We start from the raw sequence: 25860 nt of genomic DNA, 5'->3' as shown, positions 1-25860 counted from the left end.
AATTAAATGTTTCATTAATCTTTCTAGGTTTAAAATATTAAAAAAAGTTTTTTAATTACTTATAAAACATTATTTCTTAATAATCTTTTTAACAAAAACTCCTTCATTATTTACTATTCTAATAAAATATATTCCTGAATTAAATTGAGACAATTTAATTGTATTGTTTTTATTATTTAGTTTTTTATTTAGCATCAATTTACCTGTTGCATTGAAAACTGTTAATAGAGCATCGTTTCTATATTCATTTAACAAATTAATATTAATAATATTATCTGTAAATGTTGGATAAACGCTGTAAATTTCATTTTGAAAAAGAATAGACTCACTAGTCAATGTAGACAAATTAAACTTAAAATGTTGACTGAAATCATTTTCGTCACAGGCACTAAACACAATACTCGCATTATCTAAAATAGAACTATTTTCCACACTCATACAAGAACTTGTATTTCTATTTTTAAGTAAATAATAACCATCACCGACATCTGTTCTTGTAAACATCTCAGACCAATATGTTGGATCATAAGAATATTGAACAACATTATTACTAGAAGCTCTAAAAGACTTTTGGTTTTCTCTGTTTATAATAAAAGAGTAACCACTAGAATTAGTTAAAAACTTAAACTGCTGTAACAAGCTATTAATATTACTTGTTTCCTGAATAATATTTACATTATCTAAACCACTTCCCCCTTCTACTGAAATGCTTTTTCCACTATTTCTATTTTCTATTTGAAAATATGTAGGTTCACATGCATCTCCATAACTCTCATAATTTCCTGGGTTAACTTTTAAACAAATATCTGTTGCACCATCCCAGATATCAATATTCTTATTTGAGTTAGTAACTGTTCCACTGTTTACCCTAACTCCTACAGAAGTTGTAGCACAACTTATTCCTGAATCTGAACAATCATCAATATCAACTTTATCTACTGTAACATCATGACTATCTGTAAGTGTATACAATCCACGCCCGCAATGTCTGGCATTAAGGTATTTACAATGTGTAGTACCATTATTATTTGCTTGTCTAAAACCTGCATAACTACTGCCATAATCGCAATCTGTAGCATAAATTGCATTAATATTACAATTCTCAGAAGTATTTAAAAGAACACCACACCCCTTTTCTGCTGACACATAAACGGTATCTATTTCAACACCTTGAACTAATAAAGTCTCAATAGAATGTCCTATAGTTTTCAAATTAATATTTCCGTTAATTACTAGATTACTAGTTCCAGCATCTGCAACTCGAATTCCATTTCCTCTAGTTGTATTACATGTAATATTAGTTAAAGTCATATTTTTACAACCTTTAGTATACCAAATCACATAACGTGGCGTTCCAGTTACATCAAGATTCTTAACAGTAATATTTGATTTCCCTTGGGCTTTAACAGGAACAACTAAAAGAGGATCTGTACAGTTCATAGTATTACCATGAAAATCAAGTGTTTGGTTACTTTGTATTAAACATGCTTTAATTGAACTATTTCCAGGTCCTGAATCCCCAGAACTTCTAACATTAATTGTACCTGCTCCCATATTTAAACAGCAAGCATTCACCGCATCAAGCATATTTGTTCCAGTATACTTAGTGACACCATTAATTTTTGATGTCCAAGTATCATCTATTTTAGTCACTTCACCTATTGATTGTCCCTCTGCAAAAAAAACACAAAAAAGCATAGTTGTGCTTAATAGTGCTCTATATAATTTAGTCATGAAATTGTAATTTAGTTAATAATTTTTCTTTTTTATTTAATTCCGAAGGTCTATTCTTCATTTTTATTATTAATTTCTTTCAAACAAAGGTTTGTTTTTTAACAAAAATTAATAAATCATAGCGTTTCAAAATTATTAATATTAGTAAGCTTAACTATCCTGTACTTACCTGTTAGAATTAGGTAAATTAATAATTATATATAATTTTTAGACTAATAGAAAATAGTTAATAGTTTTAAACATTTCTAGAAATTAAAGCGTTACCAACAGCACATTTTAAACATTTGTTTTTATTACAATATTCGTTTTTAAGTTGAATAAGTGCTTGTGATTCTAAAGATGATTTTGATATTTTTTTTAAGTTATTATAAGCATCAATAATACTATTCTTTTCTGAAGCTATAGCGGTTGCTATTTTTATAATATCTACATCAACCTCTTCTCCTTTCTGCTTAGCATAACAAAACTTTATAGGAAGTATGGTGTTAATTAATAATAAATCTATAAATGATTTTGAAAGTATCTTTTTTGATGCTTTTGATTCTTTTTGAAAGGTATAATGTGTTTCCCAAAACGCTAAAGTTGTAACTTTAAACAACTCATAAAAATCATCTATTTTATTTGTCTCAATAATTTTAGAAAATAGGTTTTGATGTTTATTATACAAACCTGCTAATTGAGACAATCTAATAGTTGGAAAATTTGATGGTCGCAATCTAAAGAAATGTAAAGGCAATACTTGAGCGTTATCTAAAGTGAATTTCTGTTTCAAAAATTCATACTCCTTAACTAAATTTTGATAATATCCATTTTGAATATCTTTTTCCAACAATCCAGCTTGTCCAAACATTAAAGCCTCCAAACTTTCTTGTTTAGATTGTATTTTTCTAATGATTGAAAAATCTATAGATTGCGACAAACTAAAAAACGATTCTCCGTTTACTTTAAGTCCGAAATTTTTAGTCAGCATTTTAAACAATACTGCTTCCCAATCGTTTTTAGAATCTTTTAAAAGGATATCTATTGTTTTTGCTTTTCGTTCTAAACGCTCAAAATACAAACGTTCCATCCAATTATTTAAAACAAAACTATCTATGGTAGCAAAATCATTTTCACAATTAATCCATTTATCATGCTTACTAAATAGATTTTCATAATTATTTAGAAGATTCAAATCTACTAAATGCTTTAATTCTAAAGTTGATATTACTGTATTATCTTTTCTAAAAACCTCGGTATCATGCTCCCAAACTACATGCAAAATCACATTATCATAAGCTGAGTCTTGCTCATGACTATGCAAAAACCAATCGGATGATTTCACATGAATTTCAACATTTCCTGCCCAAAGTTGATTTCCTATTTTTAATTGAGCATTAAAAAAATCGGGTCCTGCATTAAAATTATGCTGCCCTACCGAAGTTAACAAAATAGGTTCCCCTGCTTCCGTTTTTAAATTGGTAGTTTGAAACTTTTTATGCTTCCATATATAATGTAAGAATTCTTCTTGCATGGTTTAAATATAAGGCATAAAATCATCAAATTCCAAATTGCTATTCTTCAATAATTATCTAACTTAGTGGTTTTGTGTAAAATTCAAATTTAATGGAACAACTTACCCTTACCACACCTGCTCTTTTATTTTCAGCCATCTCATTAATTATGCTAGCTTATACTAATAGATTTTTAGCTTATGCGGCTGTTATTAGAGATTTACACAGTAAATACAAAAAAAACAAAGAGAAAGTATTAATTGCCCAAATACAAAACATAAAACAACGTCTTTACTTAACTAGGTCTATGCAAATTTTTGGGATTTCTAGTTTATTGCTTTGTGTACTAACTATGTTTTTAATTTATATTGAACAGAATACTATAGCTGTTTGGGCATTTGGTTTAGCACTAATTTTATTAATTATTTCGTTAGCTTTATTAATACGTGAAATCCAAATTTCTGTAAAAGCGCTAGAGCATCATATAAGTGATATAGAGAATAGTTAAGGCTTAACAGTATTTTGAATTTGTTACAAAAAAGGTATAACTTCGTTCAGCAACTAACATAAACAATTGATATGTAAATAGTTTATCTATACCACATATCATACCTGCGTTAACTAATATTATGAAATATTTACTCTTTTTTTTAATAACCATTATATCACAAATTGGTTATACTCAAACAGAACTCGTTAATAAAAACGCTACCAAAGAAGCAAAAAACCTATTAAGTTATATCCACGAATTAAAAGATAACATCTTATCGGGGCAACATTGTTATAGTCATGAAACAGATCGATTTTACGATAAAGCATTTGAATTAACTGGGAAATATCCTGCCATTTGGGGTACTGATTTTTATTGGAGTGGCGGAAATACAGATCCTGGATTTAAAATCGTTAACGACGTTATTAAAAAACATAAAGAAGGCGCCATTATTACTTTAATGTGGCATGTTGGAAAACCATCAGACAATGCACCTTTTGGGTGGAAAGAAAGTGTGCAAAGCAAAATATCTGATGCCGATTGGAAAGATTTAATAACTCAAGGAACTGACATACATAACCGCTGGCTAAATCAAGTTGACCAATTAGCTATTCACCTTAAAAAAATTCAACAGGAAAATATCCCAGTACTCTGGAGACCCTATCATGAAATGAATGGTGTTTGGTTTTGGTGGGGCAATAAAAAAGGTGATGAAGGGTTTTCTAAATTATGGCAATTATTATATGATCGATTAACCAATTATCATCAAATAAACAATCTCATTTGGGTATGGAATGCTAATGCTCCAAGAGATATCCCTGAAGACAACGCATTTGACTATAAAGACTTTTACCCTGGACATTCATATGTTGATATATTAGCTACTGATGTGTACCATTTTGATTATGAACAGAAAGATTATAACCAACTTCTAGAATTAGCAGAAGGAAAGCCTATTGCTCTTGGTGAAGTGGGCCAACTTCCTAAACCAAACATACTAAAAGCACAACCCAAATGGTCTTGGTTTATGGTTTGGTCTGGTTGGTTGTTAACTGCAAATACTGAAGAACGTGTTAAATCCATTTACAATTATCCAAATACGATTAGCAAAAAAAACAACGCTACTATTTTTAAATTAGATTTTGAAAAAAATAATATTGGAACATATAATGAAGACAACTTAACAAACGACATAGGAAATGCTAATTGGAGTTCTATTAAAAACAGAGCTTCTATTGAAGAGGATGATGTACATGGTAAAGTATTAAAAGTATTTTACCCAAAAGGTTCCATAGGCCCAGAACAAGGCGGTATACAATTTGACAAACCATTACCTAATGCAGACGAATATTATCTAGACTATTTTTTAAAATTCAAGGACGGATTCGATTTTAAATTAGGAGGTAAATTACCAGGCTTAACAAGTGGAGGCTCTACATTTACAGGCGGCGTTCATCCAACTAAAGGTGAAGGCTGGAGTGCGCGTTACATGTGGAAAAAACAAGGCGAAGCCATTGTTTACTTCTATTATAAGGATATGAAAGGCAAATGGGGAGATGGTATTAAAATGAATACTGTTTTTAATACCGAAAAGTGGTATAGAATCACACAACATATAAAATTAAATAGTGACGATAAAACAAACGGTATTATGGAAGTTTGGGTAGACGGAAACAAAGTAATAACGAATAACAAAGTACGGTATCGCTTAGCGCCTTTAGGACAAATTAATTCATTCTACTTTTCAACTTTTCATGGAGGTAACACACCGGATTGGGCACCAAAAAATGATTCTTATATTTATTTTGATGATTTTAAGGTAACCATAAACAAGCCAGAAGACCTGAATTAACAATAAGACTCTTATCCTATTTTTTTTAGTAAAATCATCAAAAATTATTTTAAAATGAAGCATCTTTTTTTACCTGTTATCACGCTGTTTTTATTTACATATAATAGTGTTTATTCACAACTCGATCCAAAACTTACAGAAGCTTGGTCACCGGTACCTAAAACTGTTACACCAGGAGACAATCAAAAAGCGCCATCAGATGCCATTATTCTTTTTGATGGTTCAAATCTTGATGAATGGAAAAGTGATACAGGAGACAAACCAAGATGGAATATTGAAAACGGTATACTAACCATATTACCAGGAAGCGGCTCTATTAAAACCAAAAGAAAATTTGCCGATTGCCAATTGCATTTGGAATGGCGAACTCCTACCAAAATTAAAGGCGAAGGACAAAACAGAGGAAACAGTGGCGTCTATTTTCAAGAGAGATACGAAGTTCAAATATTAGATAGTTACGATAATACGACTTATTCTAACGGGCAAGCAGGAGCTATTTACAAACAACATATCCCCATGGTTAATGCTTCAAAAAAACCTGGAACATGGCAAACTTACGATATTATATATACAGCGCCTAGATTTAATGTAGACAGTACGTTAAAAACTCCTGCTTACATTACGGTTTTACATAATGGTATTATTATACAAAATCATGTTGAAATAAAAGGAGACGCAGTATATACAGGACAGCCTTTCTATAAAAAACACAACTTTCAATTACCGCTTTTATTACAAGACCATGGATGTCCTGTATCTTTTAGAAATATTTGGATTCGGGAAACGAATGTTATAAAACTTTTTAATCAGGAAAATACAGAAGGTTGGTATACGTATTTAGATTCTATTGGAGTAAACAAAAACCCAAAACATAATTTTACTGTCGAAAATAATTTACTTCGAATAGAAGGCAAACAACTTGGATATATTGGCACAGAAAAATCGTATTCGAATTATTATCTAAAAGCTGTTTTTAAATGGGGAGACAAAAGGTATCCACCACGCGAAAACATGAAACGTGATAATGGTATTCTTTATCATTTTACTGAAGGCGAAAAAGATAAAATATGGCCAAAATCTATTGAGTGCCAGATACAAGAAGGCGATTGTGGTGATTATTGGTGTATTGATGGTACAACGGCAGACTCTCCAAACAAATCTGAAATAGGCTGGAATATGAAACACATTATTAGAACTGAAAATTTTGAAAACCCTAAAGGAGAGTGGAATACTATTGAAGTTATTTGTAACGGTAACGAATCAGAACATTATGTAAACGGACATCTTGTAAATTGGGTTACGAGTCTATCAGTATCAGAAGGAAAAATTCTTTTACAATCTGAATACGCTGAAACTTATTACAAATCAATTGAACTGATTCCTTATTAAAAAACAAGTATTAATTTGATTTTCAGTAATCCAATTAAACCATTTTTATGATAATAAGTCTTATGTTTAAAATTTCATAAATGAAACCTTTTCTTTTAATTACATTAATAATTTCAATATTATCTTGTTCTAAAACAGACAAAATAGAAACAGAACAAGAAACAATAGACTTCTCATCATCTTCGATTGATTATAACTCTCTAAATAATTGGGCATTTCATCCAAATAAAACAACAATTTTATCAAATTATAATTTAGATATTGCTGTTATAGATGAAAATTTACAAATAGAACAAACAATACAAATTCCTAATAATTCTACTACCAATACAGGAATTGATGTGTTTTTTGTTCACCCAACAGTTTTAACACAAAATTCAACACCTGAAAACATTGACATAGAAGACCAATCCTCGCTTTTAATAAATGGCACCATAATAGCTCAGGGAGGTTTGCTTTCTAAATATGGAAGAATGTTTGCTCCAAGATACAGACAGTCTACTGGTAAAACATATAAAGATGATATAAACAAAGAGCTTCAAGCTAATATTATAGCAACATCATATAGCGATGTAAAAGCAGCATTCCTTAATTATCTTAACAACTATAATGAAGGAAATAAAATTATATTAGCAGGACATTCGCAAGGATCCTATTTATTAGCAATGTTATTAAGAGATTTATTTGATAACAATTTAGATTTACGAGAAAAACTGGTGAATGCTGCTTTAGGTGGTATGGCGTATGTTTATGCAAACCAAGAAACATATAAAGGAGGTTGGTGGGAAAACATTCCGTTGTGCACTTCGACAGACGAATGTGGCTGTATAAATAATTGGGCTACCTTTGATGAGCAACAATCAATAATTGATATAAACTATGGCTTACCTGAATTTAATCCTTTCCTAATAAATAGCGGACTTGTTTATAGAATGTTTGATAAAAGTCAAGATTGGTTTGTTCAAGATTTTAGTTATTATGGAGACAGTTTTTCGCCCTTAAAAAATTACATTATGCCAAACGCAAATTATAATCTTGGAAATGGCACTAATTTTATTGCTTTTGATGGTTTGTATAATGTAAGACAGAGAAGAGAGGGTTTACAAAAAGTAGTATTAAGTATAGAACATAATGCGCAAGTAAATGACCAAAGACCTAACGATTTGGAAAATGAAAAAAACAATCCAAATTATCCAAACTGGGGTTATCATGTTAAAGATTATCATATTTATTTATGGGCCTTAATGGAACAAATAGATAAAAAAATAAATACTTGCATAAAATAAAAGTCAATAAAAAAACAATTACTTGTTTTTTTAAACTGTTACCCTACCAAGCTTTATTTTTTTTACAATCTGAATACATTGAACAGATTCCTTATTAAAATTGAAGTTTTATTAGATACAAATGCTATAAAGAAACTAAACACACTTGACTTTGTCAGAAAAAATAGATAACTTCGTTTAACGTATGATATAAATCATTAAAACGATTTCATATCTACGTCATTAAACGAACCTCATCAAAAAAACATTCTACTCCAACCAAGCTTTAAAATCTTTAACACGCTCGCGAGCTACAATAACGTCTTGATTGTTATAGGTTTTTAGTTTTATTTGTAAACGCGAATTGGTATAACTTACCATATCTTTTATAGCATTTATATTTACAAAGAATTTTCGGTTAATACGGAAAAAGGTTTGTGGCTCTAATTCATTTTCTAATAACTCGAGCGTGGTATCTAACAAATAATTCCTGCCTTCTGATGTATACAAATAAGTACCTTTGTTTTCGCTATAAAAACACTCGATATCATCTATATTTATAAGTTTTAGGTGCTGTCCTACTTTTACAGAAAAACGTTTTTTATAAGCACGATCTATTGGGTTTACTAGTAGCTTTTTTATGTCGTTAAAATCTAGAGTAACGGCTTGTTTTTGAGGTGTGCGTGCTTTGTATTTTTCTACAGCGGTTGCTAAATCGTCTTCATCAATTGGTTTTAATAAATAATCGATGCTATTTAATTTAAAGGCTTGAAGCGCATATTCATCGTAAGCTGTGGTGAATATTATGGCGGATTTAATATCTATAGTTTCAAAAATTTCGAACGATAAGCCATCGCTTAATTGAATGTCTAGAAATATTAAATTGGGGTGTTCGTTATTTTGAAACCAATTAATAGATTCTTCAACAGAATGCAGCATAACTTCGGCTTTTAAATCTAAACTTTGAAGCATACGCTGTAACCGGCGTGCTGATGGTTTTTCGTCTTCTATAATTATGACCTTCATTGGTTGCTTTGTTTTTATGATTTACTTTTACTTGGCTGATAGTGCGTTAGGAATTAAACGGTCTGTTTGAGCTCCTCGCAGAGAACGAGTAGTGAAAGCCCGACCAGTTCCTGAACTTAATTCAGGATAAAGGTAACGCCCCAATTATACTATTTATTTTTTCTTTGTTGCTTTTCTATGTGCTCTTTAATTTTTCGTTCTTCCCAACTTTTATTAAAAATTCTTTTTCCTTTAAAAACGTTACGACCATGCAATACTATAAAGATAGTCCATGCTACTAAAAAGAAAATATCTAGCCACACAAAGAAATTTCGATATTCTCCGGCTGCTATATAAATATTATATGAAAGAAGTAGGACCACAATAATATACCCCACCAAGTGAATATAAAAAATTTGAATGCTTTTTACTTTTTCTTTAGCTTTTATATAGCTTTCGTTTTTTTCGTTTAAAGTTTTCATAAGCTATTCAAATTTATGTTTATCGCTTTCTTTTTCGTTTTCCATGAATTCTTGAATCTTTCTGTTTTCCCACGATTTACTAAAAAAAAGGCTTTTACCAAATACCATTATAGCATGAAAACCTAAACCTATTCCCCAAAAAATGGGTGTTGCAAAGACACCAAAATTCCAGATATCCCCTCCAGAATTCTTTACAATCATTACAATAATGAAAATATTTACGACTACATACCAGAAGGCATGCCAATAGAATCCTTTAATATCTTTAAGCCGCTGTTGGGCTCTTAAATAAGCACTTTCTTTATGGTACTGACTTGATTTATTATTATAATCTGAATTTTTCATGATGTGTCAATTTAATTCCAACGCTCTTTTTCTTCTTGATTCATAAACTCTCGCAACTTGCGCTCTTCCCATTTACGGCCTAAAACACCATTGTTTACAAATATGTGGTAGGCATGAATGCTTAATCCTAACCCCCAACCGGCTAACGGAAACCAAAACCATTGAAAGCCCCATGAAGTTTTATAATTAATGAATATTAAAAAAGGGATAACCAAGCAATAGGATGTTAGATTAGAATAAAACCCTTTTAAATCGTCTACCCTTTTACGGGCTCTTATGTATTTTGTATCTGTTTCTGGTAATCTTTCCATAATTTCTAATTCTTTAGTTCCAACGATCTTCTTCCTCGTCCTGCATGAACTCTTTTATCTTTTTTTCTTCCCAGCGTCTTCCAAAAGCTTTATCGTTTACAAAGACTCTAAAACCTTGAATGGTTAAACCAAGTCCCCAACCTGCCATGGGAAACCAAAACCATTGAAAGTCCCATGAGGTTTTATAATTAATGAATATTAAAAACGGAATGACTAAGCAATAAGATATTAAACTATAATAGAAGCCCTTAAGTTCGTCTACATGATTGCGTGCACGCAGATAACTATCATCTATTATTGATTCTGATTCTGGTCTCATAACTGATATTTGTTTGGTTAGCATGGGTATAGCTACAACAAAACTTTTTGCTTCTTTATTTATATCTATTTTTCTATTGGTTAACAAGTTATAACGTTGCATAATATTACTTAAACCTACACCACTACTCTTTTTCACTATTTGTTTGGGTTGCAAATTATTTTCTACAACTAAGCTACCATCATCTTCGTAAATCTTAATATGCAAAGGACTATTTGCTGTTACTATATTATGTTTTACAGCATTTTCTAAAAGTAATTGTAATGATAGTGGCACCACTTTACTTTCTGGGTTTGATGCCCTTTCGGGCATGGTAAACACAATACTATCTTCAAAACGCATTTTAAGCAAAGACATATAAGTTTTTGCAAATTGCAACTCTTCATCTACCGTTACTAATTCCTTACTTTTTTGTTCTAAAACATAACGATACACTTTTGATAATGAGGTTGTAAACCGTTGCGCATTATCTGGGTTTTCTTCTATTAAACTTGTTAGAACGTTTAAACTATTGAATAAGAAATGTGGGTCTAACTGATTTTTTAAAGCATCAAACTTGGCATTTGCTGTTCCAGCTATTACCTTTTGCTCTTTTATTTTATTTTGCTGGTACTTATTATAAAAATAAATAATATGAAAAACAATAACGATAGTTAAGGTTATCCAAACTCCGAATTGATAATTAATAAGTTTTTCTTTAGCGATAAAATCTGTAAATGTGATACCTTCTAACAAGATTGCAGTCAATGATCTTAAAACAAACAACCCCATTAAGGTAACAATGGTGGACCCCAAAACACCTAAAACAATACGTTTAATAGTCTCTTTCTTTTTCCAGCTTATACGTTCCATAAAACCGAAAAAGTACATATTGGAATAACCTAATACAAATGAATATAGTTGATAAAATCCAAAATTGATTAATGCATCGTTGAAACTGTTAAATTGAAACTGATTATAAAAAAAGTTTCCTATTATAAAAACAGCGCAACCTATAAAAAAACTGATTATTATATCTTTAATCCATTTCGTCATAACCTTTTATTTATTTTCCACAAGATTCGAAAACTTGCACAGCACGTTCATTACCCCAATTTGGATAAAATGCTTTTTCTGGTTTAAAGTTAGCAAAAAGTTCTATGGCACGTTCTAAATCTTTACAAAATGGTGTGGTATCTTGTCCAAAATATTTTGCACCTCCCATATCCCACTCTGCTTTACAATACACAACTCTTGGGTTTTCTGGAGCTATCTGTGCTGCTTTAGTGTAAAGCTCAACAACTTTTCCAGATAATGTCATACCATAAGTGGCACCATCATAAGCTACCCATGCAGTATGCAATAAGGCTTGCATCACCATAATCTCTGGGTTATCTTTTGAAATTGCTGTGGCATCGTTAATTAAATCTTGTGCTTTTTTAAGCTTTTCAGATAGTCTTTTTTCATCTTTTTCTCCAAAACTACTCACAATATTAACCTGTGCCGCATAATATGGTGGTAACCAATTATCTGGTTCTGCCTTAGCAATGCGTTCTAATAAATTTGCTGCTTCAATTGGATTGCTTCCCCATAATTCGAAAGCTTTTTGCATTCCTTTTTCATAATTAGTTTGAGCAGTTGTTAATACTGAGACTAATAATGTTGCGATAATAATTACATGTTTCATTTTATTTCTGTTTTAATTATGAAACAAATATCTAACGTAACTACATGTTTATAAAAAGTGAATGACCCAACTGTTATTTTTTTAGGATGAAATGTTACCCTCGTCAAACAAACTTATTTTAAAACACAAAAAAAACCAAGAAAGAGTGGTGCTTCTTGATTTTTTTCGATTTAAAAACTAATTACTAATTACTAAATACTATCCTTCTTGATATTTAAAAAATATGGGCACAGCGTAAGCTACTTTTACTGCTCTACCTCGTTGTTTTCCTGGTTTCATTTTTGGTAATAAACTTATTATACGCTCTGCTTCTTTTTCTAAAATTCTATCTGGTCCTCTAGAACGCACATTAGTAGTAACACCATCTGAACCTATAACAAAAACAACAGACACTCGTCCTTGTATACCTAAATCTAAAGCTGATTGTGGGTAATGAAAATGTTTTACAACATGTTGTTGTATTTTTTTCTGAAAACATTCTTTTGTTGCTACTCTAGACAACCCTTCACAACCAGGATACACTGGTACATTTTCAATAATTGCAAATGCGACTTCTACATCATCATATACTTCTTCAACACTAACATCACTAACTTCAACAACATCTTGAATAGCATCATCTTGATCTGTTTCAGTACTTTCAATTACCGTTTCTACAACCTCTTCTTCATCTTCAACAATTTGTATTGACTCTTGAATTACTGCTGGTGGTGGAGGTGGTGGAGGTGGTGTGTTTATATTAACTATTGGTATATCATCTTCTATTTCTGCTTCTAAATTTAAAACTTCCAATGTTATATCATCCTTCTCATATGTTTTATATTCTAAAGATCTCCAAGATAAAAACAACATTAAATTGAGACCAATAGCGAAATATAAACCACTATTGCGGCCTATTTCCAATTTTGGGTTCTTTTTAACTTCCATGACAATCGAAATTTAATAGGATAAAAATATTTGAATTATCAATATATAAGTATGACAATTATCATATTCTTAAAAAAAATGATTTTCACCTTTTATTCAATAAGTCTTTTTCTGTAAGTCTTTAATTTGCACAAATAAAACATTCGAAGCAATTGCTATAACTATTGTTGCATAAGCAATAAGTTATAACCTTTAGCAAGATTTTTAATTTATATTAGATTTTAAAACCAAAAAGTGTTGTTATCATAGTCATAAACATAAGACTCAAAAAACACTCAAAACAGTTTTAAAAAGAACATAATCACTGGAAAAAATTCCATAAAAACAAAATAGAAGCTCAATATAAAATTTATTTACATTTGAGTTTTTTTTTAGAAAACAACTATAGATGGATATTAATGAAAAGATTTCGTTAAAAGAAAAAATAGGTTACGCACTAGGTGATGGCGCAGCCAATATTGCCTGGAGAGGTGTACAGACTTTTCTATTCATATTTTACACAGATGTATTTGGTTTAAGTCCTGTTACAGTTGGTGTTTTAATGCTTGTTGCTAGATCTAGTGATGGTATTAGCGATATTTTAATGGGAATTATTGGAGACCGTACAAAATCTAAATACGGAAAATTTAGACCTTGGATTTTATGGACAGCCATTCCTCTTGGGGTTATTCTTTCATTATTATTTACAAGTCCAGAACTTGGAGCTAACGGAAAAATAGTTTATGCTTATATAACATATATATTTTTCACATTAATATATACAGCAAACAACATTCCTTATGGCGCCCTAATGGCAGTAATGACTGGCAATGATAAAGAACGAACCAGTATAGGCTCTTTTAGAATGGTTGGTGCTTTTGGCGGTGGTATGCTAGTACAAGGAGCTTTACTTTTTTTAGTAGCATATTTTGGAAATGTAAACCCAACAATTGATGTTACAAAATTAGAAGACGAAAAATTCAAAATCGAAGTGTCATCGGCAAAAGACGTTGAGCATGTTAACATTAAAACCAAAAATGGTATTGCTTTATTTACTTGGGATGCTGCAAATACTAAAATAGATGACAACACATCTACACCTGGCAAAAGTTTTAAAATGATTGAGGATGAGAAATATACTTTCCTTGTTACTGGTGAAAAAAATATAACAGCTAGTAATATTTCAATTATTGATCAAAAACAAGGTTATAGCAAGTCTATGTATATCATGTCGGCTATACTTGCTCTATTAATGCTAGTCACTTTCTCATCAACTAAAGAAAGAGTAAAACCACCTAAAAACCAAAAAACTAATTTAGGTCAAGATTTTAAAGATTTAATTCGCAACAAACCTTGGTTAGTACTACTAGGTATTGGACTTTTATTCAACATATACAACTCCATAAAACAAACTATTGTAATTATATATTTCACCCATTATTTAAATGACCAATTACTCTCAGCATCTTATTTGGTTGGATTAATGATAGCCTCTATTGCAGGTGCTTTTTTTACAGCGCCATTAAGTAGAAAGTTTGGGAAACGTAACTTATTTATTTATGCTTTAATTTTTTCTGGAATAGTAAATGCTTTATTAATGTTTTGCACTGCAAATGATATTGGAGCCATTTTCTCTATTGGTATTATTTCTGAGTTTGCTGCAGCAATTTTCCCAACACTTTTCTTTGTTATGCTAGGCGACGCAGCTGATTTCTCAGAATGGAAAAATAGAAGACGCGCAACAGGGCTTATTTATTCTGCAGGTTCATTTTCCACAAAATTTGGTGGAGGAGTTGCCGGAGCCATAATCGGTTTAACATTAGGTGCTTTTAATTACAACGGGCAAGACCCATCAACAATACAAGGCGCTATTCCAGGTATGATTATGCTAATGAGTTGGATACCTTCAATTATTGCACTTTTTGCTGCAGGTCTTATGTTTCTTTACCCTTTAAACAGAAAAAAAATGAATGAGATTTCTACCGAATTAAGCAGCAGACGCATTCAACTAGAAGACAATTAATATAATTACCAGAAGAAAATAGATTTTTATAAAAATGAATACATTTCCAAAGGACTTTATATGGGGTACAGCCACCTCATCATACCAAATAGAAGGAGCAGCAACAACAAATGGTAAAGGACCATCTATTTGGGATGCTTTTTCAAGCATACCAGGAAAAACACATAACGGAGAAACAGGCGAAATTGCTTGTGACCATTATCATAAATTTAAAGAAGATATTCAATTAATGAAAAACATGGGTGTTAAAGCCTATCGTTTTTCTATTGCTTGGGCAAGAGTTATGCCTACAGGAAAAGGAGACATTAATGAAGCTGGTATTCAATTTTATTCAGATTTAATTGACGAATTAATAAAAGCAGATATTGTACCATGGGTAACTTTATACCACTGGGATTTACCACTTGCTCTACAACTAGAAGATGATGGTTGGTTAGGAAATGCTATCCCAGATTATTTTGCAGCTTATGCCGATTTATGCTTTGAACGTTTTGGAGACCGTGTTAAAAACTGGATTACTTTAAACGAACCTTGGGTCGTTTCAATTTTAGGTTACGGACAAGGTGTTTTTGCTCCTGGTAGACTGTCTGATTCTGAACCTTATTTAGCAGCGCATCAATTAATATTAGCGCATGCTAAGGCATATCATATTTATAAAAACAAATACAGTTATCAAAACGGACAAATAGGTATTACTAATAATTGTGATTGGAGAGAACCGCTTACCAATAGCGATGCTGATAAAGAAGCGGCAGAAAGAGCGCTTCAATTTTTCTTAGCATGGTTTGCAGATCCTGTTTACAAAGGCGACTACCCAGACGTGATGAAAGCTCGCTTAGGAGATAGACTCCCTAAATTTTCTGATGATGAAAAGAAAATGATTATTGGAACCTCTGATTTTTTTGGCTTAAATCATTACACAACCATGTATGCAGCACAAGATGATGGTTCTATTAAAGAACGAAGTGTTTATGGTAACGGCGGTATTTCTGAAGATCAAGCTGTCGATTTATCTCTAGATAAAAACTGGGATCTTACATTCATGAATTGGGCTGTTGTGCCTTGGGGTTGTAAAAAAATGCTAGAATGGATTGATGCCCGTTATAACAGTCCAGAAATTTATATTACTGAAAACGGCTGTGCTTATGACGACCAAATAGTTAACGGAGAAGTAAATGACCAAGAACGTTTAAATTTTTATAAAGGCTACCTACAAGCTTGTCAAGAAGCTATAGAAAACGGTGTTAACCTTAAAGGTTATTTCGCATGGTCTTTCATGGATAATTTTGAATGGGCTTCTGGATACGACAAAAGATTTGGTTTACATTATGTAGATTTTAAAACTCTAAAACGAACTCCAAAAAACTCAGCGCTTTGGTTTAAAGAAGCCATAAAAAACAATAGTGCCGATGTTTAAAAACTATTTATTTCTATGTTCTTGAATACTAGAACATAGAAATAAATAATATTAAACACACATGATGAATTATCTAACTAAACGCCCAGAAGTATTACCATCTAAGATACTGGTTACCTCTCGTACGGTTGCATAATTAACATCGCCCTCATAAGTATGTTTTAAAGCACAAGCAGCACTAGCAAACTCCATAGCTTTATAATCATCAAATTGTTGTAATCCATAAATTAGGCCCGCAGCAAAAGCATCTCCAGTACCAATTCTATCTACCACATGAGTAATATCTAAATCTTGTGTTTCTCTAAACTCTTTACCATTCCACATTCTAGCTCTAATTTTGTGCCAAGAAGAATTTAATGAGGTTCTAATTTTATCAAATACTTTTTCAATAGTTGGAAACGTTTCTATAAGTTGTTTACTCGCTTCAAGGAAATCATCGTTAGAATAATCAAAGTCAGTACCAAGCACTTCATTTATCTCATTAACACCACCAATAAAAATGGTAGAATAATTTAGTAATTCTATTAAAGCTTCTTTAGGATCTTGACCATATTGCCACAAACCACTTCTATAAGTTGGATCTGCAGATATAATCATTCCTTTTTTATGAGCCAATGCCAATCCTTCCTTAAGTGTATCAAAAGCACCTTTAGATAAGGCAGGTGTAATACCAGTCCAATGCATCCAAACGCCTTTTTTAAAGGCTTTTTCCCAATTAACCATAGATGGTTTAATTTCAGAAAATGAAGAATGCGATCTATTATACGAAATTGCACTAGGGCGCATTACAGCTCCAACCTCCAGAAAATATACACCTAACGGACGTTTTGAATAAACGACAGAAGACGTACTTACACCAAATTTATTAATATAAGAAATTGCGGCATCACCAATAAAGTCATCAGAAACACAACTAATGTGCTTTACATTACCTCCAAAATTAGCAATTGAAATACCTACATTTAATTCAGTTCCCCCAAAATAAAATTCAACCATATTAGATTGAATAAACTTTTTATTGCCACGTGGTGAAATACGCATTAAAACCTCTCCGAATGTTATAATCTGGCCCATTATTTTAAAATTTTTAATTTAACAAATTTAACATTTGTATTTGTAATGGCTTATAACAATTAATAAGTTTGTTTTAAGTAATTAACATTTTTACAGAATAATCGATATAATTTAGAAGAAAAGCACCTAATATTAAATAAAAATGATTTCAAAATAAGTAATCTCCTTCAAGCTAAAAAAAAAAAAAAATCGAGCTCAAATTACAACCTAGGCAACCATTTATAAATATTTTTCGTCTTTGTAATTAAAGACATTCAATTTAGAGTTAATAAAATCTTAATAATTATGTTAGAAAACGAAATAAATCAATATCATATAAATTATAATCATGGAATCTTATTGCTCTTCATTCTATTTTATGGTTCAATATTTGCCAACAATTCAACTTCAATTTCAAGTACAATAGATTTAACTAATATTATTGAAGACAAAGTACCTGTCACTATAAATTTAAACAATATTGAAGCAAGATCATTAGTTTATCGATTTCCAAAAGTAATTCAAGGAACATATGCTATTAGTGATTTTGGAAGATTTGTAGAAAACCTACAAGCATTTGATATAAAAGGAAACAAACTACCTATTTTAAGGGTAGACATTAATTCATGGAAAATAAAACATGCTAAAAGATTAAGCAAGATCACATATTTAATTAATGACACGTATGATCTTGACAAAAAAACATACAACAACATTCCTCAATTCCCTGCTGGAACTAATATTGATCCTGAAAATTACGTATTAAACCTCCATGGATTTATTGGTTATTTTGAAGAATTAAATGATAAAAAACATACTCTAAACATAAAAGCTCCAAGTCATTTTTCATATACAACAGGTTTAGAGTTAGAAAATTATAAAACAAATAACGATAATACTAAACACTATACTTTTACTGCACCTAGATACTTTGATTTAATTGACAATCCCGTATTATTTGGAAGATTAGACATTGAAGAATTTACCATTAATGACGTTAAAATTGTGCTAAGTGTATATTCTCCTAACAAGATCTATAATGCCAAAGAAATGAAAGATGTTGTTTTTAAGATGTTAAAGTCTCAACTAACTTATTTAAAAAACTTCAAAACCACTTCTAGATATGATATTCAGATATATTTTGCAGATGGAAAAGAAATAAAACCTAATGATTATGGAGCTCTAGAACATCACTCATCAACAGTAATGGTATTACCAGAATCTATGAAAAAAGACGAACTTTTTTATCACTTTAAGAATTTAGTTGCTCATGAGTTTTTTCATATTGTAACACCATTAAATATCCATTCAGAACACATCCATAATTTTAATTATAATTCACCTAATTTCTCAAAGCATCTATGGTTATACGAAGGCGTTACAGAATATTTTTCTAAGTTATTTCAAATAGATCAAAACTTAATTACAGAAAAGGAATTTTACAATGAAGTATTTAACAAACTAAAAACCTCTAAAAACTATAATGATTCTTTAAGTTTCACTTTAATGAGTGAACACATTCTACAAAAAGAATATCATAAAAATTATGCTAACGTATATCAAAAAGGAGCTTTAATAGCAATGTGTTTAGATATCCTTTTAAGAGAAGAAAGCAATGGTAACAAAGGGTTACTTTCTTTAATGAAGGTACTCTCGCTTAAATATGGCAAAAACACACCTTTTATTGATAACAATCTAATAGATGAAATTTCTTTAATAACATATCCTTCAATTGACAATTTTTTCAAAAAACATGTTATTGGAGAAACACCAATAAATTACCAAGATTTCTTTAGAAAATTAGGGTTAAATTTAACTGACACAAGTTTAACCGCCGTTAAAAACCCATCACCCAAACAAGAAAAACTGAAATCATCTTGGTTAAACTTAAATACTTTTGCTTTTGATAATGTAAATGTTATTCCAATGGATAGAGATACTATCTTAAAGGACCACCGTGTTATTGTTTCTAATGGTAAAATTATTAGTGTTGAACCAAACACTAACAAATCTATCTATAACATTCAAAAAACAATTGATGGTACTGGCAAATATTTAATTCCAGGTCTTTCAGAAATGCATTATCATTGGCGAAATGGGAAAGAAACACCAGAAGATGATTTTAAACTTTTAATTGCTAACGGTGTTACTACAGTTAGAAATATGGCTGAAGAACCAAACCAAAAACAAAAGCAAACAGAAATAAGACATAAAGTTAAAACGGGGGAATATTTAGGCCCTAATTATTACACAACAGGCTCTTATCTTAAATTTGAACACCTTAAAACAAAAGAATTAATATTAAATGAGATAAAAAAACATACCCAAAATGGGTATGACTTTTTAAAATTAGCAGATAATTTACCAAAAGTTTTATATTTATTTTTACTTGAAGAAGCTAATAAAAACAACATTCAAGTAATTGGTCATGCACAACGTAAATTACCTTTAGAATTTTCGTTACGCATGAAATCTATTGAACATCTAGAAGAATTTATATATATATTTAATGGAGAAGAAAATTTTACATACTTAAATGATAATATAAATGAACTGAATTCTATAGCTCAAGAAATTAAAAACAGTGGAATTTACGTAACACCTACCCTCGTTGTGTTTGAAAAAATTCCTCAGTATTTAGATGATAACATGTTTGAAAACATGAAAAAGAGTCATTTAGTTAAATATTTATCACAAAAAGAAAGAGATAAATATTTAACAGATAAAAATAATTCTAGAACCAATTTTAAAGATTTGGTTATTGATGGCATAACAGCTAAAGATTTATTTCAAAGATATATTACCTGGATGCGAAAGTTTACCAAGATATTGAATGATAACGACGTTAAACTATTAACAGGTAGCGATACATTTGGTATGGCGATTGTTGGTTTTTCAATTCATAGAGAAATGGAAATTCTGCAAGAATTAGGAATGAAACCTTTTGATATTTTAAATGCTAGTACTGTTAATGCTTCTCGGTACCTAGATTCATATCCGGTTGATGGAAGTATTACAGAAGGTAAAAACGCAAACTTGGTATTACTAGACAAAAACCCATTTGCTGATATAAAAAACACGCAAAGTATAAATGGAGTTATGCTTCATGGTAAATGGTTTGACAGAAATGAACTCGACAAAATGTTAGTTGAAGTAGAAAACGCTTTTAAATAATACTTTTAAGAACAAAACTCTTCCATAAAGCTTATTAATAAAAACATTCTTTTTTTAAGACATTAAAATCGTTATAAAAAGTTTAAATGAACCTCGTCCTACAAATTATCCAATTGGTTAGTCTTTTTATCGTCGCTAATAGTCCAAAAGAACCCAACAAAAAAGAACTGATCTGCAGCAGGTTGTAATGCACGTCTGTCAAAATGACCATTCATATCTGGAGTATTTGCATATTGATACCCATTAATATTTTTAAAACCTAAAACATTATTAACCGAAGCATATAATATTTTTTGCGGACTTATTAAATACGCCCAATTCAAACTTAAATTGTTATACGGTTTTGTTTTATTATTTAAAAATCCTGGTTGATTAGGATTGGTAAACGTTCTACCAGAAGCCAAAGCATAACTAAATCCAACTTGACTACGCCAATCGTTAATCCAATATTTCCCAACTACCGATAGATTATGAGTATTAGCAAAATTAGGTTGCGCTTTGGTTTCGTAATTTTTATAATCGCGTTCGGTATCTAAAAACGAGTAACTTATCCAATAATCAAAACTCTTGATACTTTTACTATCTCTCCAAAAGAAATCGATGCCTTTTGCAAAACCAGAACCGTTATTATTAAAATTACTTTCGAACGTGGTAAAATCAGAATCATACTTTACTAAATCATCATAGGTTTTATAATAAGCTTCGGCTCTAAAAATTTTTCTATCGGCGTTATACTGATAGTTAAAAATGTAATGCGACGTATTTTGAGCTTTTAAATCCTGATTAAACTTTAAAATATTACTAGATGGATTCTGATAAAAGTTACCATAAGCTAACGACAACTGACTTTTACTGGATGTTTTATAAGCCAAAGACATTCTTGGAGCAACGGTAGCATCTTTAAATAATTCGCTATACTCTCCACGAACACCAGTTTTAAACGCTAACTTTTTAGATATAAAAATATCGGCCTCAGCAAATACGGCTGCTATGTTATTATTGTAACCATACATAGCATCAATAATAGTTTCATCATTATAATTTTCATTAAAATTAGTTGCAAAATATTCAGCACCAAAATAAAGCTTCAAACGATTACTTATTCGGTTTTTAAATTTCCATTTTGTGTGAATAGAGTTTTCTGTACCATCAATAACACTTTCATTAATATTCAAACCATTTATAGCATTAGTATAACTAAATCCACCTTGAATGCTCCAAGTATCGCTTAAAACACCTTGATACGAACCATTAAAATATAAGTTTTTATTATTCAGTTTAAAATACATCCCTTCAGGATCATTTATATCTTCTTGTATTAACTCAAAATTACTAACATCAAAAGCACCGTAAAGTTTAAACAACCCAGAATTAGTTTTCTTTCTATAAACTGCTTCTCCAGAAAGTGTTTCAAAAGGCTTTATCCAATCGTTTCTATTAGAAAAAATAGCATTATACGGTTCTAAATTAATGTAGGATGCATTTACACTTAACGAACTTTTATCCCATTTTTGAGTATTCCCTAAACTTGCAACCACACTCATAATACCAATATCTGTTTTTTCTTGGTCGGGCTCATCAATCGTATTTAATAGCAACACACTCGATAAGGCTTGACCAAACTCTGCAGAATACCCACCCGTTGAAAACGTAATACCATCAAATAGAAATGGAGAGTAACGTCCGCGTGTTGGTGCATTGTTTGTTGTAGGCGTATAAGGTGTAAACACGCGAATACCATCAATAAAAATCTGAGTTTCTTCGGCATCACCTCCACGCACAAACAAACGCCCATCTTCGGCAACCGTTGTTGTACCTGGTAAAGTTTGCAAAGCACCAACAAAATCGCCTAAAGCACTCGCAGTTGTAACCACATCTAATGGTTTTAAAACATTTACTTTACTATTATCGCCTGCTTGAAATGTTCCAGCGGAAAGCACAACAGCATCCAAAGCATTTACATCTTCGCGAAGCTTAACAGTTATATCTTTCATATAAGATATATCGGCATACATCATATATGTTTCATAAGACACATATGAAACCACTAAATTCTGATTTCCGGTTTCTGAAGTTGTAAATAAAAAGGCGCCATTTTCATCCGTTGTACTTCCATCATAAGTACCTTCTAAATAAATATTCGCTCCCATTACAGGTTCTTTTTTCGAATTAAAAACAGTTCCAGAAATAGTTGATTGAGCAGATAACTGCATACTGATTAATGTGATAATAATGATAATTAAGTATCGGTTTTTTAGTAATGGATGTTTCATAATTTAAAATATTCTACAGATCGTTTTCTAATTGATGAAGCAAATTTGCAACAGAAGATTCATTGTAAAAATTCTAAATAACCGAACTGTAAAATATCGATGATGAATTGAATATTTTGTCTCAAAAAGAAAAGAATTGAACCAAAAAATATCAAAAAAAAGAACTTCATTTTTTATAAAAAACAAAACATTTCAAACAGAAAACACGAAACACAAATAGATTGTTTTTACTAATTTTTAATCCTAAATTTCATCTAATTATTTTTTTATATATTAGTAACTCTTAACGCAATAAAAACTCTATTTTCAAAAAAAACCCCCTCATAGATTTTATCTATAATGCACACTTAAATTATTTAAAATCAACTTTCAACAAAAACCACCTAAACCATTAATTTAAACAAAATAAAAACACCTAATAATTCCCAATATTTTCAATTAATGAACAGAAAACCCAATTGTAAAATCATAAAAAACGGCTCACTACCCTACTCTTTTTAAAATTATTTTTCACACATTTGTAACGTTTTAAATATTTAAGCTACTTATAAAGTAACTAACCCATCAACTTGAAAGAAGAACTAAAACATAGTTTTGTAGAATTGCTAGAAAAGCATCAAAATATTGTGCACAAAGTTTGTCGTTTGTACACTAATAATTATGATGCGCATAACGATTTATTTCAAGAAATAACCATTCAACTTTGGAAAGCATATCCTAAATTTAGAGGCGATGCAAAGTTTAGTACTTGGATGTATCGTGTAGGTTTAAATACCGCAATTACACTTTACCGAAAATCTAAAAGAACGATTAACACCCAAGATTTTGAAGGGGTCGCTTTTAAAATAAAAGCAGAAGATTATGACGACACAGAAGAGGAACAATTAAAAGTATTATACAAAGCCGTTCATCAATTAAATGATATAGAAAAGGCCTTGGTGTTTTTATATTTAGAAGACAAAAACTATAAAGAAATAAGTGAAACTTTGGGGATAAGTGAAGTAAATGCCCGCGTGAAAATGAACAGGATTAAAACAAAACTTAAAACCATACTAAATCCGTAACACTATGGATGAATTAGACATATTAAAAAAAAATTGGAATAAATCCAACTCAGACCATAAAAAACTATCGGTAAATGATATTTACCCGATGTTGCTCAAAAAGTCATCTTCTATTGTAAAGATGCTTTTTTACATAAGTATTGCCGAATTTGTTTTTTGGATTTTAGTAAATGCAATCCCCTATTTCACATCAGATAGTTACAGACAAAAATTAGATCAAGTTTACACAAACGATGCTGTTTTTAATGGCCTTACCATATTTAGCTTTGCTGTTATTCTTCTTTTTGTATATCTACTCTACAAGTCGTACAAATCAATATCTATTACAGATAGTGCTAAAAAACTTATGGAGAGTATTCTAAAAACACGTAAAATCATAAAATATTACGTACTCTATAACTTAATAATGATAGTTCTGTCAGTAATCATCGGTTTATATATTAGCGTACACAACGATCCTGAAATGACTCAAAATATAGAAAAACTTGGCGAACATGGCACTATGATTTTCATGGGAATCTCTGTACTTTTCTTAGCTATTGCAACACTAATTATTTGGTTATTTTACAAACTTATTTATGGCATCTTATTAAAACGCCTAAACAAGAATTATAAAGAACTAGAGAAGTTAGATTTATGAAAAAAACATCAAATAAATTTATCTTAATTTTATTTACTCTTTTTTCTCTTTCTTGTCACAAAAAACAAGAAACCCCATTTGAACAGCTCTTTAATAATTCGTTAAAAAACATAAAAACTTATTATATTAAAAATGATGTAATAAATTGGTTTAATATAGAGATTAAAGTTAAAGACTCAATTAAACAATTTAATAGTAATAATGATGTATACAATGCTATCGACTACACTTTGTTTTTGATTAATGATCGGCATAGTTGTTTTTTTAAACCTGAGGATAATATCATTAATAATGATTCTCTCGTTTTACCTGAAGTACAATCAAAAATTATTGGAAACAATATTGGATATATCAAAATCCCTGGATTTGGAGCAAATGAAAGATTATCTAAATTATTCGCATTAAAAATTCGAAAAACGTTAATAGAACTAGACCGATCTTCCTCTCTAAATGGTTGGATTATTGATTTGAAAGATAATAACGGAGGCGCTGGTTTTAGTCAGCCTTTAGGTATTTCTCCACTACTAAAAGACTCAATTATTAGTTATTACAAAGACAATAAAGGGAATTTCAAACCAATAATTTGTTTGAATAACACATTTAAATTTGGTCATGATGATACAGGAGTCTCTTTAAATTATGTAAACACTTTGATTAATAAAGACAAAAAAATAGCTGTCTTGATAAATAACAGAACTGCCAGTTGTGGAGAATTAGTTGCCATGAGTTTAAAGTTTCAAAAACAAACCAAAATCTTTGGATCTAGATCTAATGGATTAACTACTGCTTTAATGCCCATTCATTATTCACCTAGTGGTGCTACTTTACTTTTAAGTTTTTCATATTTATGTGATTTAGATAAAAAAATAGTAAAGGCCATAATTCCAGACGAAAAATGCTCCTCAGAAGAGTCTTTAGAAAAAGCAATTAAATGGATAAAAAACGACATTTAAAAGACA

Annotated in this window: 21 protein-coding genes; 10 read left to right on the top strand and 11 right to left on the bottom strand. The window is 30.5% G+C overall.

Annotated features, from left to right (window positions below; all coding sequences use genetic code 11):
- Window positions 1-69: 69 nt before the first annotated feature.
- Together ACH5TW_RS14760 and ACH5TW_RS14755 are read right to left on the bottom strand one after the other, a co-directional pair.
- Window positions 70-1734 (bottom strand): T9SS type A sorting domain-containing protein, encoded by a 1665-nt coding sequence (locus tag ACH5TW_RS14760; RefSeq protein WP_439337274.1) that lies wholly within the window; start codon window positions 1732-1734, stop codon window positions 70-72.
- 235 nt (window positions 1735-1969) lie between these two features.
- The gene (locus ACH5TW_RS14755; protein ID WP_439337273.1) at window positions 1970-3247 is read right to left on the bottom strand and encodes a DUF2851 family protein; all 1278 of its coding nucleotides are present in this window, start codon (window positions 3245-3247) and stop codon (window positions 1970-1972) included.
- A gap of 92 nt (window positions 3248-3339) precedes the next feature.
- On the opposite strand from ACH5TW_RS14755, the gene ACH5TW_RS14750 reads away from it, so the two are divergent.
- From ACH5TW_RS14750 to ACH5TW_RS14735, 4 genes are all read left to right on the top strand, one after another.
- Window positions 3340-3735 carry a DUF2721 domain-containing protein gene (locus ACH5TW_RS14750; RefSeq protein ID WP_439337272.1) on the top strand — a complete coding sequence of 132 codons (396 nt, stop codon included), beginning with the start codon at window positions 3340-3342 and terminating at the stop codon, window positions 3733-3735.
- 121 nt (window positions 3736-3856) lie between these two features.
- A complete protein-coding gene (locus ACH5TW_RS14745; protein WP_439337271.1) occupies window positions 3857-5569 on the top strand; it encodes a glycosyl hydrolase in 1713 nt (570 codons plus the stop codon).
- A gap of 54 nt (window positions 5570-5623) precedes the next feature.
- The gene (locus ACH5TW_RS14740) at window positions 5624-6958 is read left to right on the top strand and encodes a 3-keto-disaccharide hydrolase (protein ID WP_439337270.1); all 1335 of its coding nucleotides are present in this window, start codon (window positions 5624-5626) and stop codon (window positions 6956-6958) included.
- An 80-nt stretch (window positions 6959-7038) separates the two neighbouring features.
- Entirely contained in the window at window positions 7039-8244 is a 1206-nt protein-coding gene (locus tag ACH5TW_RS14735; protein ID WP_439337269.1) for a DUF3089 domain-containing protein, read from the top strand.
- Between the two features lie 249 nt (window positions 8245-8493).
- On the opposite strand, the gene ACH5TW_RS14730 is transcribed toward ACH5TW_RS14735, so the two are convergent.
- The 7 genes from ACH5TW_RS14730 to ACH5TW_RS14700 all read right to left on the bottom strand — a co-directional run bounded on the left by ACH5TW_RS14730 (window position 8494) and on the right by ACH5TW_RS14700 (window position 13278).
- The gene (locus ACH5TW_RS14730) at window positions 8494-9249 is read right to left on the bottom strand and encodes a LytR/AlgR family response regulator transcription factor (protein WP_439337268.1); all 756 of its coding nucleotides are present in this window, start codon (window positions 9247-9249) and stop codon (window positions 8494-8496) included.
- A 149-nt stretch (window positions 9250-9398) separates the two neighbouring features.
- Window positions 9399-9710: a 2TM domain-containing protein gene (locus ACH5TW_RS14725; protein WP_439337267.1), complete on the bottom strand. Its 312-nt coding sequence runs from the start codon at window positions 9708-9710 to the stop codon at window positions 9399-9401.
- A gap of 3 nt (window positions 9711-9713) precedes the next feature.
- Window positions 9714-10055 (bottom strand): 2TM domain-containing protein, encoded by a 342-nt coding sequence (locus ACH5TW_RS14720; RefSeq protein WP_439337266.1) that lies wholly within the window; start codon window positions 10053-10055, stop codon window positions 9714-9716.
- 11 nt (window positions 10056-10066) lie between these two features.
- Window positions 10067-10366 carry a 2TM domain-containing protein gene (locus tag ACH5TW_RS14715; protein WP_439337265.1) on the bottom strand — a complete coding sequence of 100 codons (300 nt, stop codon included), beginning with the start codon at window positions 10364-10366 and terminating at the stop codon, window positions 10067-10069.
- 13 nt (window positions 10367-10379) lie between these two features.
- Complete coding sequence (locus ACH5TW_RS14710; RefSeq protein WP_439337264.1) at window positions 10380-11720, bottom strand: 2TM domain-containing protein; 1341 nt, start codon at window positions 11718-11720, stop codon at window positions 10380-10382.
- Window positions 11721-11730: 10 nt separating this feature from the next.
- Window positions 11731-12351 carry a hypothetical protein gene (locus ACH5TW_RS14705; protein ID WP_439337263.1) on the bottom strand — a complete coding sequence of 207 codons (621 nt, stop codon included), beginning with the start codon at window positions 12349-12351 and terminating at the stop codon, window positions 11731-11733.
- 198 nt (window positions 12352-12549) lie between these two features.
- A complete protein-coding gene (locus ACH5TW_RS14700; RefSeq protein ID WP_439337262.1) occupies window positions 12550-13278 on the bottom strand; it encodes an energy transducer TonB in 729 nt (242 codons plus the stop codon).
- Between the two features lie 388 nt (window positions 13279-13666).
- Here ACH5TW_RS14700 and ACH5TW_RS14695 point away from each other — a divergent pair, with 388 nt between their 5' ends.
- Complete coding sequence (locus ACH5TW_RS14695; RefSeq protein WP_439337261.1) at window positions 13667-15280, top strand: MFS transporter; 1614 nt, start codon at window positions 13667-13669, stop codon at window positions 15278-15280.
- A gap of 34 nt (window positions 15281-15314) precedes the next feature.
- Window positions 15315-16697, top strand: a complete 1383-nt coding sequence (locus ACH5TW_RS14690) for a GH1 family beta-glucosidase (RefSeq protein ID WP_439337260.1) — start codon at window positions 15315-15317, stop codon at window positions 16695-16697.
- A gap of 69 nt (window positions 16698-16766) precedes the next feature.
- Here the strand turns inward: ACH5TW_RS14690 and ACH5TW_RS14685 are convergent, their stop codons facing one another.
- A complete protein-coding gene (locus ACH5TW_RS14685; protein WP_439337259.1) occupies window positions 16767-17771 on the bottom strand; it encodes a sugar kinase in 1005 nt (334 codons plus the stop codon).
- A gap of 285 nt (window positions 17772-18056) precedes the next feature.
- Here ACH5TW_RS14685 and ACH5TW_RS14680 point away from each other — a divergent pair, with 285 nt between their 5' ends.
- The gene (locus ACH5TW_RS14680) at window positions 18057-20924 is read left to right on the top strand and encodes a M61 family metallopeptidase (RefSeq protein WP_439337258.1); all 2868 of its coding nucleotides are present in this window, start codon (window positions 18057-18059) and stop codon (window positions 20922-20924) included.
- Between the two features lie 98 nt (window positions 20925-21022).
- On the opposite strand, the gene ACH5TW_RS14675 is transcribed toward ACH5TW_RS14680, so the two are convergent.
- Window positions 21023-23197 (bottom strand): TonB-dependent receptor, encoded by a 2175-nt coding sequence (locus tag ACH5TW_RS14675; RefSeq protein WP_439337257.1) that lies wholly within the window; start codon window positions 23195-23197, stop codon window positions 21023-21025.
- 569 nt (window positions 23198-23766) lie between these two features.
- Between ACH5TW_RS14675 and ACH5TW_RS14670 the strand changes: the two genes are divergently transcribed.
- From ACH5TW_RS14670 to ACH5TW_RS14660, 3 genes are read left to right on the top strand one after another with little or no spacing between them, the layout of a single operon-like run.
- Window positions 23767-24261: an RNA polymerase sigma factor gene (locus tag ACH5TW_RS14670; RefSeq protein ID WP_439337256.1), complete on the top strand. Its 495-nt coding sequence runs from the start codon at window positions 23767-23769 to the stop codon at window positions 24259-24261.
- Window positions 24262-24265: 4 nt separating this feature from the next.
- A complete protein-coding gene (locus ACH5TW_RS14665) occupies window positions 24266-24901 on the top strand; it encodes a DUF8845 family protein (protein ID WP_439337255.1) in 636 nt (211 codons plus the stop codon).
- A complete protein-coding gene (locus ACH5TW_RS14660; protein WP_439337254.1) occupies window positions 24898-25854 on the top strand; it encodes a S41 family peptidase in 957 nt (318 codons plus the stop codon). The genes ACH5TW_RS14665 and ACH5TW_RS14660 overlap by 4 nt, the downstream gene beginning before the upstream one ends.
- Window positions 25855-25860: the final 6 nt, after the last annotated feature.

The sequence above is a fragment of the Thalassobellus sediminis genome (assembly GCF_044386045.1).
Classification (GTDB): domain Bacteria; phylum Bacteroidota; class Bacteroidia; order Flavobacteriales; family Flavobacteriaceae; genus Thalassobellus; species Thalassobellus sediminis.
This window is presented reverse-complemented; position numbering and strand designations above follow the sequence as displayed.

Excerpts from the sequence above, each read along its gene's own strand:
- ACH5TW_RS14680 (WP_439337258.1), top strand. The coding sequence starts at position 18,057 with ATGTTAGAAAACGAAATAAATCAATATCATATAAATTATAATCATGGA.
- ACH5TW_RS14755 (WP_439337273.1), bottom strand. The coding sequence starts at position 3,247 with ATGCAAGAAGAATTCTTACATTATATATGGAAGCATAAAAAGTTTCAA.
- ACH5TW_RS14700 (WP_439337262.1), bottom strand. The coding sequence starts at position 13,278 with ATGGAAGTTAAAAAGAACCCAAAATTGGAAATAGGCCGCAATAGTGGT.
- ACH5TW_RS14665 (WP_439337255.1), top strand. The coding sequence starts at position 24,266 with ATGGATGAATTAGACATATTAAAAAAAAATTGGAATAAATCCAACTCA.
- ACH5TW_RS14685 (WP_439337259.1), bottom strand. The coding sequence starts at position 17,771 with ATGGGCCAGATTATAACATTCGGAGAGGTTTTAATGCGTATTTCACCA.
- ACH5TW_RS14725 (WP_439337267.1), bottom strand. The coding sequence starts at position 9,710 with ATGAAAACTTTAAACGAAAAAAACGAAAGCTATATAAAAGCTAAAGAA.
- ACH5TW_RS14740 (WP_439337270.1), top strand. The coding sequence starts at position 5,624 with ATGAAGCATCTTTTTTTACCTGTTATCACGCTGTTTTTATTTACATAT.
- ACH5TW_RS14745 (WP_439337271.1), top strand. The coding sequence starts at position 3,857 with ATGAAATATTTACTCTTTTTTTTAATAACCATTATATCACAAATTGGT.
- ACH5TW_RS14760 (WP_439337274.1), bottom strand. The coding sequence starts at position 1,734 with ATGACTAAATTATATAGAGCACTATTAAGCACAACTATGCTTTTTTGT.
- ACH5TW_RS14735 (WP_439337269.1), top strand. The coding sequence starts at position 7,039 with ATGAAACCTTTTCTTTTAATTACATTAATAATTTCAATATTATCTTGT.
- ACH5TW_RS14730 (WP_439337268.1), bottom strand. The coding sequence starts at position 9,249 with ATGAAGGTCATAATTATAGAAGACGAAAAACCATCAGCACGCCGGTTA.
- ACH5TW_RS14715 (WP_439337265.1), bottom strand. The coding sequence starts at position 10,366 with ATGGAAAGATTACCAGAAACAGATACAAAATACATAAGAGCCCGTAAA.
- ACH5TW_RS14710 (WP_439337264.1), bottom strand. The coding sequence starts at position 11,720 with ATGACGAAATGGATTAAAGATATAATAATCAGTTTTTTTATAGGTTGC.
- ACH5TW_RS14695 (WP_439337261.1), top strand. The coding sequence starts at position 13,667 with ATGGATATTAATGAAAAGATTTCGTTAAAAGAAAAAATAGGTTACGCA.
- ACH5TW_RS14705 (WP_439337263.1), bottom strand. The coding sequence starts at position 12,351 with ATGAAACATGTAATTATTATCGCAACATTATTAGTCTCAGTATTAACA.
- ACH5TW_RS14690 (WP_439337260.1), top strand. The coding sequence starts at position 15,315 with ATGAATACATTTCCAAAGGACTTTATATGGGGTACAGCCACCTCATCA.
- ACH5TW_RS14750 (WP_439337272.1), top strand. The coding sequence starts at position 3,340 with ATGGAACAACTTACCCTTACCACACCTGCTCTTTTATTTTCAGCCATC.
- ACH5TW_RS14660 (WP_439337254.1), top strand. The coding sequence starts at position 24,898 with ATGAAAAAAACATCAAATAAATTTATCTTAATTTTATTTACTCTTTTT.
- ACH5TW_RS14720 (WP_439337266.1), bottom strand. The coding sequence starts at position 10,055 with ATGAAAAATTCAGATTATAATAATAAATCAAGTCAGTACCATAAAGAA.
- ACH5TW_RS14675 (WP_439337257.1), bottom strand. The coding sequence starts at position 23,197 with ATGAAACATCCATTACTAAAAAACCGATACTTAATTATCATTATTATC.